At 71.6% G+C, this 13,642-nt stretch carries 13 protein-coding genes; 9 read left to right on the top strand and 4 right to left on the bottom strand.

What is annotated here, in order from left to right:
* The first annotated feature begins 8 nt into the window (after window positions 1–8).
* The 6 genes from CSC62_RS00365 (at window position 9) to CSC62_RS00390 (ending at window position 7,388) form a co-directional block, all read left to right on the top strand.
* On the top strand, window positions 9–1,280 hold the full coding sequence (locus CSC62_RS00365) for an efflux RND transporter periplasmic adaptor subunit (protein ID WP_162404177.1): 1,272 nt from the start codon (window positions 9–11) through the stop codon (window positions 1,278–1,280).
* Between the two features lie 52 nt (window positions 1,281–1,332).
* Complete coding sequence (locus tag CSC62_RS00370; RefSeq protein WP_162404178.1) at window positions 1,333–2,046, top strand: ABC transporter ATP-binding protein; 714 nt, start codon at window positions 1,333–1,335, stop codon at window positions 2,044–2,046.
* 10 nt (window positions 2,047–2,056) lie between these two features.
* Entirely contained in the window at window positions 2,057–3,358 is a 1,302-nt protein-coding gene (locus tag CSC62_RS00375) for an ABC transporter permease (protein WP_162404179.1), read from the top strand.
* A 12-nt stretch (window positions 3,359–3,370) separates the two neighbouring features.
* A complete protein-coding gene (locus CSC62_RS00380; RefSeq protein WP_162404180.1) occupies window positions 3,371–4,606 on the top strand; it encodes an ABC transporter permease in 1,236 nt (411 codons plus the stop codon).
* A 93-nt stretch (window positions 4,607–4,699) separates the two neighbouring features.
* Window positions 4,700–6,037: a sigma-54-dependent transcriptional regulator gene (locus tag CSC62_RS00385; RefSeq protein ID WP_162404181.1), complete on the top strand. Its 1,338-nt coding sequence runs from the start codon at window positions 4,700–4,702 to the stop codon at window positions 6,035–6,037.
* A 7-nt stretch (window positions 6,038–6,044) separates the two neighbouring features.
* A complete protein-coding gene (locus CSC62_RS00390; protein WP_162404182.1) occupies window positions 6,045–7,388 on the top strand; it encodes a sensor histidine kinase in 1,344 nt (447 codons plus the stop codon).
* A gap of 76 nt (window positions 7,389–7,464) precedes the next feature.
* Here CSC62_RS00390 and glmU read toward each other — a convergent pair whose 3' ends face one another.
* On the bottom strand, window positions 7,465–8,838 hold the full coding sequence (gene glmU / locus CSC62_RS00395; RefSeq protein ID WP_162404183.1) for a bifunctional UDP-N-acetylglucosamine diphosphorylase/glucosamine-1-phosphate N-acetyltransferase GlmU: 1,374 nt from the start codon (window positions 8,836–8,838) through the stop codon (window positions 7,465–7,467).
* 138 nt (window positions 8,839–8,976) lie between these two features.
* On the opposite strand from glmU, the gene CSC62_RS00400 reads away from it, so the two are divergent.
* From CSC62_RS00400 to CSC62_RS00410, 3 genes are all read left to right on the top strand, one after another.
* Window positions 8,977–9,360 (top strand): GtrA family protein, encoded by a 384-nt coding sequence (locus CSC62_RS00400; protein ID WP_162404184.1) that lies wholly within the window; start codon window positions 8,977–8,979, stop codon window positions 9,358–9,360.
* 89 nt (window positions 9,361–9,449) lie between these two features.
* The gene (locus CSC62_RS00405) at window positions 9,450–9,701 is read left to right on the top strand and encodes a DUF2249 domain-containing protein (protein WP_162404185.1); all 252 of its coding nucleotides are present in this window, start codon (window positions 9,450–9,452) and stop codon (window positions 9,699–9,701) included.
* Window positions 9,702–9,704: 3 nt separating this feature from the next.
* Window positions 9,705–10,316 carry an FmdE family protein gene (locus CSC62_RS00410; RefSeq protein WP_162404186.1) on the top strand — a complete coding sequence of 204 codons (612 nt, stop codon included), beginning with the start codon at window positions 9,705–9,707 and terminating at the stop codon, window positions 10,314–10,316.
* 36 nt (window positions 10,317–10,352) lie between these two features.
* On the opposite strand, the gene CSC62_RS00415 is transcribed toward CSC62_RS00410, so the two are convergent.
* From CSC62_RS00415 to yegS, 3 genes are all read right to left on the bottom strand, one after another.
* Entirely contained in the window at window positions 10,353–10,931 is a 579-nt protein-coding gene (locus CSC62_RS00415) for an anthranilate synthase component II (protein WP_162404187.1), read from the bottom strand.
* Window positions 10,932–10,941: 10 nt separating this feature from the next.
* Window positions 10,942–12,429, bottom strand: coding sequence for an anthranilate synthase component I (gene trpE, locus CSC62_RS00420; protein ID WP_162404188.1), 1,488 nt, complete (start codon window positions 12,427–12,429; stop codon window positions 10,942–10,944).
* Window positions 12,430–12,603: 174 nt separating this feature from the next.
* Window positions 12,604–13,557 carry a lipid kinase YegS gene (gene yegS / locus CSC62_RS00425; protein WP_162404189.1) on the bottom strand — a complete coding sequence of 318 codons (954 nt, stop codon included), beginning with the start codon at window positions 13,555–13,557 and terminating at the stop codon, window positions 12,604–12,606.
* Between the last annotated feature and the right edge of the window lie 85 nt (window positions 13,558–13,642).

Consider the following 13,642-nt stretch of genomic DNA (forward strand, 5'->3'; position numbering starts at 1 on the left):
CCGCCCCGATGATCCCCGACACCTCCGCCCAGGACCGCCCGCTCTCCGCCGCCGCGGCCCGCCCCGCCTGGCGCCGCTGGCTGTGGCCGGCGGTCGGCGCGGCCCTGGTCCTGGCCCTGCTGGCCTGGGTGGTCGCCGGCTGGGGCGCCGGCTCGCGCTCCTACGACGGCGCGCGCATCCGCATCGCCGAGGTCAAGCGTGGCGACCTGGTCCGCGACATCTCCGCCGACGGCAAGGTCATCACCGCCAACAGCCCCACCCTGTACGCCATCGCCGGCGGCACCGTGACCCTGAAGGTGGTGGCCGGCGACGCGGTGAAGAAGGGCCAGGAACTGGCGGTGATCGACAGCCCCGAATTGCGCAGCAAGCTGGTCCAGGAGGAATCGACCCTGGCCAGCATGGAGGCCGAGGCCAGCCGCGCGCAGCTGGACGCGCGCATCGCCCGCCTGAACGCGCGCAAGGCGCTGGACCAGGCCCGGATCGAGCACACCGCCGCCGGCCGCGACCTGGAGCGCTACGAGCGCGCCCACGCCGGCGGCGCGGTCTCCAACAACGAACTGGCCCGCGCCCGCGACGAGCTGGAGAAGGCCCGGATCGGCCTGCAGACCGCGCGCAGCGATGCCGGCCTGCAGGACCAGGGCGCGACCCTGGACGCGCGCAACAAGCGCCTGCTCGCCGACCGCCAGCAGGCGGTGGTGGCCGAGCTGCAGCGCCAGGTGGCTGCGCTGACCCTGCGCGCGCCGTTCGACGGCCAGGTCGGCCAGGTCCAGATCGCCCAGGGCACCAACGTGGCGATCAACGCGCCGATCCTGAGCGTGGTCGACCTGAGCGAGTTCGAGGTCGAGATCCGGGTGCCGGAGAGCTTCGCCCGCGACCTGGCGATCGGCGTGCCGGCGCAGGTCACCAGCCAGGGCAGGCAGTTCCCGGCCAAGGTCTCGGCGGTGTCGCCGGAAGTGGTCAACGGCGAGGTCAACGCCCGCCTGCGCTTCGACGACGGCCAGCAGCCGCCGGGCCTGCGCCAGAACCAGCGGCTGTCGGCGCGGATCGTGCTCGACACCCGCCAGAACGTGCTGATGGTCGAACGCGGCCCGTTCGTCGAGCAGGACGGCGGCCGCTGGGCCTGGGTGGTGGACGGCCGCAGCGCCGGCCGCCAGCCGGTGCAGCTGGGCGCCAGCAGCCTGGGCCATGTCGAGATCGTCTCCGGCCTGAAGGAGGGCGACCGCATCGTCGTCTCCGGCAGCGACCAGTTCGGCGACGCCCAGCGCGTCTCCATCCGCTGATCCATTCCTCCCCGCTTCAACTCCCATTCCCTTCACCGCAGAGGATCCCGCCATGCTGGAAATGCGCCAGGTCTCCAAGATCTACCGGACCGCGATGGTCGAAACCCACGCCCTTCGCTCGCTCGACCTGCACGTGCGCGACGGCGAGTTCGTCGCCGTCACCGGCCCGTCGGGCTCGGGCAAGACCACCTTCCTCAACATCGCCGGCCTGCTGGAGACCTTCAGCGAGGGCGACTACCTGCTCGACGGGCAGAACGTGCGGGGCCTGTCCGACGACGAGCGCAGCCGCCTGCGCAACCACAAGATCGGCTTCATCTTCCAGGGCTTCAACCTGATCCCGGACCTGAACCTGTTCGACAACGTCGACGTGCCCTTGCGCTACCGCGGCCTGCCGGCGTCCGACCGCAAGGCGCGGATCGAGAAGGCGCTGACCCAGGTCGGCCTGTCCTCGCGGATGAAGCACTATCCGGCCGAGCTGTCCGGCGGCCAGCAGCAACGGGTGGCGATCGCCCGCGCCCTGGCCGGCGAGCCGAAGCTCCTGCTGGCCGACGAACCGACCGGCAACCTCGACTCGCAGATGGCGCGCGGGGTGATGGAGCTGCTGGAGCAGATCAACGCCGCCGGCACCACCATCGTCATGGTCACCCACGACCCGGAACTGGCCGCGCGCGCCCAGCGCAACGTGCACATCGTCGACGGCGTGGCCACCGACCTGTCGGTGGAGCCGAGCCTGGCACGGCTGGCCCGCGAAGACGCTTCCGCCTGAGGGCCTGCCCATGTTCGCCTACTACTGCAACCTGGCCCTGCGCAGCTTCCGCCGCGACAAGGCATTGACCGTGCTGATGGTGCTGGCCATCGCCTTGGGCATCGGCGCATGCATGACCACGCTGACCACCTTCTACGTGCTGTCCGGCGACCCGATCCCGACCAAGAGCTCCAACCTGTACTACGTGCAGCTGGACCCGGCGGAGATGAACGACTACACCCCGGACGAGGAGCCGTCGCAGCAGGTCACCCGCTACGACGCCGAGGCCCTGCTGCGCGAGAAGCGCGGCGACCGCCAGGCGCTGATGACCGGCGGCGGGGTGTCGGTCTCGCCCGGGCGCGAGGGCGTGGTGCCCTTCGTCGCCGACGCGCGCTACACCTCGGCCGACTTCTTCCCGATGTTCGAGGTGCCTTTGCTCTACGGCCAGGGCTGGAGCGCGAAGGAAGACGAGGCCCATGCCCGGGTCGCGGTGATCTCCCGGTCGCTCAACGACAAGGTGTTCGGCGGCGGCGACAGCACCGGCAAGCAGCTGCGGATCGACCAGACCGACTTCACCGTGGTCGGCGTGGTCGACGAATGGCGGCCGACCCCGCGCTTCTACGACATGAATAGCGACCGCTACGGCGCCCTGGAAGACGTGTTCCTGCCGTTCACCACCTCGCGCGACCTGGAAATGGGCCGCAACGGCAGCATGGACTGCTGGGGCGACAGCGACGGCGACGCCACCGGCCCCAACGCGCCGTGCGTGTGGATCCAGTACTGGGTGGAGCTGGACAGCCCGGCCGAGGCCGCGGCCTACAAGGACTACCTGGTCAACTACTCGGACCAGCAGCGCGCCGCCGGCCGCTACAAGCGCCCGACCAACGTGCGCCTGCGCAACGTGATGGAGTGGCTGGAGTTCAACCGGGTGGTGCCCACCGACGTGGTGATGCAGCTGTGGCTGGGCATCGGCTTCCTGCTGGTGTGCCTGGTCAACACCGTCGGCCTGCTGCTGGCCAAGTTCCTGCGCCGCGGCAGCGAGATCGGCGTGCGCCGGGCGCTGGGCGCCTCGCGCCGGGCGATCTTCACCCAGTGCCTGGTCGAGGCCGGCGCGGTCGGCCTGGCCGGCGGCATCCTCGGCCTGGGCCTGTCCCTGCTCGGGCTGTGGGCGGTGCGGCAGCAACCGTCCAGCTACGCCCAGCTGGCGCACCTGGACCTGGGCATGCTGCTGCTGACCTTCGCCCTGTCGATCGTGGCCAGCGTGCTGGCCGGACTCTTGCCGGCCTGGCGGGCGATGCAGGTGACCCCGGCGATCCAGCTCAAGAGCCAATAACGGAGACCCACCATGGACATCCGCCCCATCCTCTCCACCCTGATGCGGCACAAGACCGCCGCGGCGCTGATCGTGCTCGAGATCGCCCTGGCCTGCGCCATCATCTGCAACGCCCTGTTCGTCATCAGCGACCGCCTGACCCAGATCCGCGAGGTCAGCGGCCTGGTCGAGGACGAACTGGTGCGCGTGCAGATCCTGAGCATCGGCAACGACGCCGAGCAGGCCGCGCGCACCCGCAGCGACCTGCTGGCGCTGCGCGCCATCCCCGGGGTCAAGGACGCCACCGTGCTCAACCAGGTGCCGTTCGTGAACTCGTCCTGGAACAGCGGCGTGCGCCTGACCGCCGACCAGCAGCAGTCCACCCTCAGCGCCACCACCTACATGGCCGAGGACCGGTTCGTCGAGACCCTGAGCCTGAAGCTGGTGGCCGGGCGCGACTTCAACCCGGAGGAGTACCGCGACGCCTCCTCCCTGCTGGACGGCCTGACCGGCGACGCCTCCGTGCCGGCGGCGATCATCACCCGCGCGCTGGCCGACAAGCTGTTCCCGGGTGAGGACCCGATCGGCAAGTCGTTCTACAGCTGGAGCGAGCAGCCCACCCGCGTGGTCGGCGTGGTCGAGCACCTGGTCCGGCCGAGCCAGATGGGCGGCCCGACCGCGCGCGAGTATTCGATCGCCTACCCGCTGCGCCCGCACTACAACCTCGGCGGCAACTACCTGGTCCGCACCGAGCCGGACCGCCGCGAGGAAGTGCTGGCGGCGGCCAAGAAGGTCCTGCTGGGCAACGGCGCCGACCGCATCATCCTGGACGAGAACAGCAAGACCGTCGAGCAGCTGCGCCGGGAGTTCTACCAGGGCCCGCGCTCGATGGCCTGGCTGCTGGGGATCGTGTGCGTGGCCCTGCTGCTGATCACCGCGCTGGGGATCGTCGGCCTGGCCAGCTTCTGGGTGCAGCAAAGGACCAAGCAGATCGGCGTGCGCCGCGCCCTGGGCGCCACCCGCGGCCAGATCCTGCGCTACTTCCAGACCGAGAACTTCCTGCTGGCGAGCATCGGCATCGCCCTGGGCATGCTGCTGGCCTTCGCCATCAACCAGCTGCTGATGGGCCGCAGCGACCTGGGCCGGCTGCCGTTGTACTACCTGCCGGCCGGCGCGGTGCTGCTGTGGACGATCGGCCAGGTGGCGGTATTCGCGCCGGCCCGGCGCGCGGCCTCGATCCCACCTGCGACCGCCACCCGCAGCGCCTGAGGCCGGCGACGGCCGCCGCCGCGGATGCGGCGGCGGTCACCGCAGGCGACCGCCAGCCATTACGATTCCGTTCCCGGACTCACGACGCCCCGCATGCCCACGATCCTGGTCATCGACGACAACCCCGCCGTCGCCACCGCGCTGGAGGTGCTGTTCTCGCTGCACGACCTGGAGACCCGGCACGCGCCGTCGCCGGCCGCCGGCCTGGCCCTGCTCGACGCCGAGGACGTGGACCTGGTGGTCCAGGACATGAACTTCAGCGCCGACACCACCTCCGGCGACGAGGGCCGCGAGCTGTTCGCCGCGATCCGCGCCCGCCACCCGGACCTGCCGGTGATCCTGCTCACCGCCTGGACCCACCTGGAGAGCGCGGTGGAGCTGATCAAGGCCGGCGCCGCCGACTACGTGGCCAAGCCCTGGCAGGACGCCAAGCTGCTGGCCACGGTCAACAACCTGCTGGAGCTGGCCGAGGCCCGGCGCGAGCTGGACCAGCGCCGCGACGGCGAACGCCGCCGCCGCGACGACCTCGCCCGCCGCTACGACCTGCGCGGGGCGGTGTTCGCCGACGCGGCCAGCGAGCGGGTGGTCGCCCTGGCCTGCCAGGTCGCGCGCTCCGAGCTGCCGGTGCTGGTCACCGGCCCGAATGGTTCAGGCAAGGAGAAGATCGCCGAGATCATCCAGGCCAACTCGGCGGTGCGCGAGGGCCCGTTCGTGACCGTCAACTGCGGCGCGCTGCCGGCCGAGCTGATCGAGGCCGAGCTGTTCGGCGCCGAGGCCGGCGCCTACACCGGCGCCAACAAGGCGCGCGAGGGCAAGTTCGAGGCCGCCGACGGCGGCACCCTGTTCCTGGACGAGATCGGCAACCTGCCGCCGGCCGGGCAGATGAAGCTTCTGCGGGTGCTGGAGACCGGGCGCTTCGCCCGCCTGGGCTCCAACCGCGAGCGTCAGGTCAAGGTGCGGGTGGTCAGCGCGACCAACGCCGACCTGCCGGCGATGATCCGCGAGGGCGCGTTCCGCGAGGACCTGTACTACCGCCTCAACACCCTGGAGCTGGCGATGCCGCCGCTGGCCGAGCGCCCCGGCGACATCCTGCCGCTGGCCGAGCGCTTCGGCGCCGGCGGCCCACCGCTGTCGGCCGCAGCCGCCTCGGCCCTGCAAAGGCACCCGTGGCCGGGCAACGTGCGCGAACTGCGCAACGTGATCCAGCGCGCGCAACTGCTGGCCGCCGGGCCGCGGATCGAGGTCGCCGACCTGGGCCTGCCGAAGACCGCGCCGGTGCGCCAGGCCCCGGCGCGCGAGCCCGAGCGCGAACAGATCGAGGCGGCCCTTGAGCGCGCCGGCGGCGTGATCGCCCAGGCCGCGAGCGAGCTGGGCATGAGCCGCCAGGCGCTGTACCGGCGCATGGAGCGCCACGGCCTGAAGGCGTCGTGAGCCCGGCATGATCCGCATCCGCCGCACCGTGACCCTGCGCCTGTTCCTGCGCCTGCTGCCGGTGCTGGCGCTGGCCGCTGCGCTGCCGTGGACCTTCGCCTACTGGATCGACCGCGGCTGGATCCTGGCCGTGGTCGCCAGCGCACTCCTGCTGGGCCTGATGTGGCTGAGCCTGCAGCGTGCGCTGGCGCCCCTGCGCGCGCTGTTCCGGGCCCTGGCCGGCAGCGTCAACACCTACCGCGACGGCGAGTTCAACTTCGGCGTGCACTGGCGCGGCGACGACGAGCTGGGCGAACTGGTCCGCGCCCACGGCGAACTGGGCGAGGTCCTGCGCCGGCAGAGGCAGGACCTGGTCCAGCGCGAACTGCTGCTGGACACCATGGTCCAGAACACCCCGGTGGCGATGCTGCTCTCGGCCGCCGGCGGCGACCGCATCCGCCGCGTGGTCTACGCCAACCTGGCCGCGCGCAAGCTGCTGTTCGACGGGCGCAAGCTCGAGGGCCAACACCTGGACGAGCTGCTGGAGGCGTTGCCGGCCGAACTGCGCGAGGCGGTGGCCCGCGGCGGCGACAGCCTGTTCGCGATCGCCGACGAGGATGGCGAGGACGAACAGGTCTACCACCTCTCGCGCCGGACGTTCACCCTCAACGGCCGCAGCCACGAACTGCTGCTGGTGCGCCTGCTCACGCCCGAGCTGCGCCGCCAGGAAGTGCAGACCTGGAAGAAGGTGATCCGGGTGATCAGCCACGAACTGAACAACTCGCTGGCGCCGATCGCCTCGCTGGCCCATTCCGGTGCCGAGCTGGTCCGGCGCGGCCGGCCCGAGCGGCTGGGCGAGGTGTTCGCCACCATCGAGGACCGCGCCCGCCACCTGGAAGGCTTCATCCGCGGCTACGCGCGCTTCGCCAAGCTGCCGCAGCCGCGGCTCGACCCGGTGGTGTGGGGCGATTTCCTCGGCCGCCTGCAACGGCAGATCGGCTTCGCCCTGGACACCTCGACCCCGCAGCTGGCCGGGCGGGTCGACACCGCGCAGATGGAGCAGGCCCTGCTCAACCTGCTCAAGAACGCGCACGAGGCCGGTGCCGAATCGCAGCCGCCCAGCGGCGAGGTCACCGTACGCCTTTTGCGGCTGCCCGGCTGGACCCGTATCGAGGTGCTCGACCGCGGCCCGGGCATGAACGAGGCGGTGCTGCAGAACGCCTTGCTGCCGTTCTACTCCACCAAGCGCAATGGCACCGGCCTGGGCCTGGCATTGACCCGCGAGATCGTCGAAGCCCACGGCGGCCGCCTGTCGCTGCAGAACCGCACCGACGGCGGCCTGTGCGTGGCGGTGATGCTGCCGGAAGGATGACTGGCTCTCCCTTCTCCCCGTGGGAGAAGGTGCCCGAAGGGCGGATGAGGGCGGGTTACAGGGAGAGGGGCCGACATCAGCCCTTCGGCTTCTTCTCCGGCCGCTTCCAGCCCTCTACGCTGCTCTGGCGCACGCGCGACACCGTGAGGGTATCGGCCGGCGCGTTGCGGGTGATCACCGATCCGGCGCCGATGGTCGCCTTCGCCCCGATCTCCACCGGCGCCACCAGCGCCGAGTTGGAACCGATGAAGGCTCCATCGCCGATCACGGTCGTGGACTTGTTCACCCCGTCGTAGTTGCAGGTGATGGTCCCGGCGCCGATGTTCACCCCCGCGCCCACCTGCGCATCGCCCAGGTAGGTCAGGTGGTTGGCCTTGCTGCCCACGCCCAGCACCACCTTCTTGGTCTCGACGAAATTGCCCACGTGCACGCCGTCGGCCAGCACCGTGCCCGGGCGCAGGCGCGCGTACGGGCCTATCTGGGCCGCGCCCTCGGTGACCACGCCGTCCAGGTCGCAGTGCGCGCGCACCTGCGTGCCCGGGCCCAGGCGCACGTCCTTCAGCCGGGTGAACGGGCCGATGCGCACGCCATCGCCCAGCTCCACCTCGCCCTCGAGCACCACGTTGGCGTCGATCTCCACGTCGCGTCCCACCCGCACGGTGCCGCGCTGGTCGAAGCGCGCTGGGTCCAGCAGGCGCGCTCCCTGCGCGCACAGGGCGCGGGCGCAGCGCAGCTGGAAGGCACGCTCGAGCTGGGCCAGCTGCCAGGGATCGTTGGCGCCCTCGGCCTCCAGCGGATCGGCCACCAGCACCATCTCGGCCGGGTTGTATTCCTCGGCGGCCATGGCGAACACGTCGGTCAGGTAGTACTCGCCCTGGCTGTTGTCGTTGGACAGGCGCGCCAGCCAGCGCTTGAGCGGGTCGGCCTCGACCGCAACGATGCCGGTGTTGATGGTGCGGATCCGGCGCTGCTCCTCGTCGGCATCGCGGTGCTCGACGATCGCCGCGACCTTGCCCTGCAGGTCGCGGACGATCCGGCCGTAGCCGCTGGGGTCCTCCGGCTCGGCCACCAGCACCCGCAAAAGGCCGGGCGCGTCGAGCAGCCGGCGCAGGGTTTCCGGCGCGGTCAGCGGCACGTCGCCGTAAAGCACCAGCACGTCCACCGCCTCGGGAATCCGCGGCAGGGCCTGCTGCAGCGCGTGGCCGGTGCCCAGGCGCTGCGCCTGCTCGGCCCACTGCAGGTCGTCCTGGCCGGCGAAGGCTTCGCGCACCGCCTCGCCGCCGTGGCCGTAGACCACGTGGATCCCGGCCGGCCGCAACGCGCGCGCGGTGTCGATCACGTGCGCCAGCATCGGCCGCGCGCCAACCGGCTGCAGCACCTTGGGCAGGTCCGACTTCATCCGCTTGCCCTCGCCGGCGGCGAGGATCACGACGTGCAGGGGCTGGGTCATGCGGAGCGTCCGTGGAATGCGATGGCGACGATTCTAAGGCCGGCCCGGTCCGGGCATGCCGCCCTTCGCAGGAGAGCCGGCCTTCACCGCCGGCCGGTTTAGACTGCGCCCCTTCGCTCGCGACCGCGGAACCCGCCGATGCTCCTCCTCCGCCAGGGCAGCCAGTACCTCGCCATCGGCCTGCTGCAGCTGCTGCTGGACTGGGCGGTGTTCGTCGTCGCCACCGCCCTGGGCATGCCGACGGCGCCGGCCAACCTGGCCGGCCGCACCAGCGGCGCGATGCTCGGTTTCTGGCTCAACGGCCGCTACACCTTCGCCGGCGACGAGGGCAGCCGCCTGGGCTGGCGCCGCTTCGGCCGCTTCTGGCTGCTGTGGCTGGCGATGACCGCGCTGAGCACCCTGCTGATGGCCACGGTCGAGGCGCGCCTGGGCCTGCGCTGGGCCTGGCTGGCCAAGCCGGTGGTCGAGGGCGGGCTGGCGATGGCCAACTTCTTCCTGATGCGGCGGCTGGTGTACCGCTGAGGCCGCCGATCGCCCGCCACCTGACCTGGATCAGGGCGAGCGCACCCCGGCGGCCGCAGGCTGGACGCTCCTTCCACCAGGAGCCCGCCATGAGCGAATCCGCCCCCGACTACACCGCCCATCCCTTCGACGCCCGCGGCATCGCCCGCCGCTTCCGCCATTCGGCGATCTTCGGCGCGCTGTCCGTGCTGGAACCGGGCGAGGCCATGCGCTTTGTCAACGACCACGACCCGCTGCCCCTGCTCGACCAGATCGCCGAGCGCTTCGGCGAGCGCGTCGGCATCGTCTACCGCCAGCGCGAGCCGGGCGCGATCGTGATCGACTTCGTGGTCCGGGCCTGAGCCATGGCCTTTCCCGCCTTCTTCGACCAGGCGCCGGTGCTGCGCCTGCACGACGGCCTGGCGCAGCTGCTGGGCGCCACCCCCGACGGCGTGATCGAGTACCGCTACGCCGACGCGGTGCGCCTGGCCGGCCATTCCTGCCCGACCGTGGCCGGCGCCTGGCTGTGCGCCCGCGCCGGGCTGCGCGCGCTCTACGGCGAAGCGTTGCCCGAGCGCGGCGGCATCGCGGTGGCCCTGCCCGAGGCCGAGGACGCCGGGGTGGCCGGGGTGATCGGCCAGGTGCTGACCCTGGTCACCGGCGCGGCCGGCGCCGGTGGCTTCAAGGGCCTGGGCGGGCAGCATGCCCGCAACGGCCTGCTGCGCTACGGCGAGCCTGGGATCGACGCGCTCCGGCTGCGCCGGCTGGACACCGGGGATGCGGTCGAAGTGGCGCTGGACACCTCGGTGGTGCCCGGTGATCCGGCGCAACGCGAGCTGCTGCAGCGTGTGATACGCGGCGAGGCCGATGCCGACGCCCGCCGCCGCTTCGGCGAAGCGTGGCAGGACCGCGTGCGGCGGATGCTGCTGGAGCATGCCGACGACCCGGCGATGGTGCGTGTGCGCCGGATCGGCTGATCCGGCACCGCGCGGGCGCGAAGGCGCGCTCCTCGCTCAGCGCTCCAGGAAGTTCTTCAGCAGGGCGTGGCCGTGTTCGGTCAGGATCGACTCGGGATGGAACTGCACGCCCTCCACCGGATGTTCGCGGTGGCGCAGGCCCATGATCTCCTCGAACGAACCGTCCGGGTTCTCGGTCCAGGCGGTGATCTCCAGCTCCTCCGGCAGCGAGCCGCGCTCGACCACCAGCGAGTGGTAGCGGGTGGCCTCGTAGCGGTCCGGCAGCCCGGCGAACACGCCCCTGCCCGCGTGGCGGATGTGCGAGGTCTTGCCGTGCATGATGTTGCCGGCGCGCACCACCTTGCCGCCGTAGGCCTGGCCGATGCTCTGGTGGCCCAGGCACACGCCCAGGATCGGCGTGGTCGCCCCCAGCTCGCGGATCACCTCCAGCGACACGCCCGCCTCGTTCGGCGTGCACGGCCCCGGCGAGACCACGATCCGCTCCGGCGCCAGCCGGCGGATCTGCTCCACCGTCAGCGCGTCGTTGCGCACCACCTTCACCTCCGCCCCCAGCGCCTGCAGGTACTGCACGAGGTTGAAGGTGAAGCTGTCGTAATTGTCGATCATCAGCAGCATGTCGTTTCCCTCACAGGCCCTTGGCCGCCTGCGCCACCGCGCGGAACAGGGCGCGACCCTTGTTCATGGTCTCGTCCCACTCCTTCTGCGGGTCGGAGTCGTAGACGATGCCGGCGCCGGCCTGGACGTGCAGGCGGCCGTCCTTGATCACCGCGGTGCGGATGGCGATGGCGGTGTCGGCGTCGCCGTGCCAGCCGATGTAGCCGATGCTGCCGGCATAGACATTGCGCTTGATCGGTTCCAGTTCCCGGATCACCTCCAGCGCGCGGATCTTCGGCGCGCCGCTGACGGTGCCGGCCGGGAAGGTGGCGCGCAGCACGTCGGCGTAGCTCAGGCCCGGCAGGAGCTTGCCGGTGACCTCGCTGACGATGTGCATGACGTGGCTGTAGCGCTCGATCACGAAGCGCTCGCCGACCTGCACGCTGCCGGCCTCGGCCACCCGGCCGACGTCATTGCGGCCCAGGTCGATCAGCATGACGTGCTCGGCCAGTTCCTTGGGGTCGGCCAGCAGGTCCTGCTCCAGGGCCAGGTCCTCGGCCGGGGTGGCGCCGCGCGGGCGGGTGCCGGCGATCGGGCGCACGGTCACTTCCCCGTCCTGCTGGCGCACCAGGATCTCCGGCGAGGAGCCGACCACCTGCACCTGCCCGGTGTCGAGGAAGTACATGTACGGCGACGGGTTCAGCGCGCGCAGGGCGCGGTACACGTCCACCGGGCGGGCATTGAACGGCACGCTCAGGCGCTGGCTCAGCACCACCTGGAACACGTCGCCGGAGCGGATGTATTCCTTGGATTTCTCCACCGCCTCGATGAAACCCTCGCGGGTGAAGCCGGAGACGAAGTGGCTCTCGTCCAGCACCTGGCGGCTCAACGGCGGCGGGTAGCTGCCGGGGCAGCGCAGCTTGTCGGTGAGCGCGTCCAGGCGCAGCTGGGCACGGTCCCAGGCGCCGGGCTCGCGCGGGTCGGCGTGCACGATCAGGTACAGCCGGCCCTTGAGGTTGTCGAACACCGCCAGCTCTTCGGACAGCATCAGGTAGATGTCCGGGGTGTCCAGCTCATCGCGCTTGTCGCCGCCGGCCAGGCGCGGCTCGATGTAGCCGATGCACTCGAAGCCGAACCAGCCGACCAGGCCGCCGGTGAAGCCGGGCAGGCCGTCGAGCTTGGGCACCGCGTAGGCGGCGCGCAGGGCCTCGACCTCGGTGAAGGGATCGGCGACCTCGCGCGTCTCCACCACCTGCCCGCCTTCGCGCACCTCCATGCTGTGGCCGCGGAAGGCGACGGTGCGCTTGGCTGGCAGGCCGATGATCGAATAGCGGCCGAAGCGCTCGCCGCCCTCGACCGACTCGAGCAGGTAGGTGTGCGGGGCGTCGGCCAGCTTCAGGTAGACCGACAGCGGCGTGTCCAGGTCGGACAGCACCTCGCGGACGACGGGGACGCGGGCGTGGCGGTCGGAACCGCGGTGTTCAGCGGCGTGGCGCTGGAACTGTTCGGGCGTGATCAAGACAGGCTTCCTTCCGGCGGAACGGGGCGTGGCAAACGACGGCGACGGGCCGCCATCGCCAACCCTGGCGCGCGGAAGAACGGGAAAGCCTGATCGTCTGGCCGAACATGCGGCCAACTTTAACCGGATCGGAGGCGATGCGCAGCCGGCCGCCGCGGTGCGAGGCCGGAAACCTCAGGACGGTTGCGACAGCAACGGGCTGTCCGCCGGCAGGTGCATGCGCAGGCGGCCGGGCACGCATTCGATCCGGAAGCGGCGGGCCTGCACCGGTTCGCCGTCGAGGTTGAGGGCGAGCGGGCCGTCGGCCGATTCCAGTTCGACCCAGGGCAGGCGCGCACGCACCGCGCTGCGCTCCAGTGCGGCGCGCTGGCCGTCCTTGACCAGGGTGCCGAGGGTGGCCAGCAGTTCGCCGGACAGCTCCGGGATCACCGTCAGCTCGAGCAGGCCATCGTCCACGTGCGCATCCGGGCACAGCACCTGGCCACCGCCCGCCTGGCGGCCGTTGCCCACGCCCAGCGCGATCAGGCCGCCTTCCCAGGTGAACTCGGGGCCGCGCAAACGCACCGGCACAGGCTCGATCTTCCCCAGCTTTGCGATCCCGGTGACCAGGTAGGCCAGGCCGCCGAGCAGCTTCTTCAGGCCTTCGTCGGTCTCCACCGTGACCTCGGTACCGAAGCCGCCGCTGGCCAGGTTGGCGCACCAGCGCTCGCGGCCATCGGCCTCGATCCGCAAGAGGTCCAACGCTCGTGCCGGTTCGGCGGCGACCAGTTCCAGCGCCGGCAGCGGCTCGAGCGGCAGGCCGGCGGCGGCGGCGAAATCGTTGGCGGTGCCCAGCGGCAGCAGGCCCAGGGTCGGCAGTGCGTCCGCGCTGCGGTCGCTGGCGGCCAGGGCGGCGGCGACCTCGCTCAGGGTGCCGTCGCCACCGCCGGCGACCACGCGGGCGACGCCGGCGGCCAGCGCTTCGTCCACGCAGCGCGCGGCGTCGCCGTCTTCCCAGGTGACGCGTACGGCCAGCGCCAGGCCGCGTTCGCGCAGGATCCCCACCGCTTCGCGCACGGCGTCGTCGCCGGCCGACTTGCCGTTGAGGATGAGCCAGGTCGAAGGCGCGGCTTCGGGGTTGGGCGGCATGGGGAGGATTCCGGGGCGGACATGGGCGGGGACGATGGCGCACGCTAGCAAGCGCCGCCGCGTGCACGCGTGAACCGGGGCGATC

The organism is Pseudoxanthomonas jiangsuensis (assembly GCF_010093185.1).
GTDB classification, from domain to species: domain Bacteria; phylum Pseudomonadota; class Gammaproteobacteria; order Xanthomonadales; family Xanthomonadaceae; genus Pseudoxanthomonas; species Pseudoxanthomonas jiangsuensis.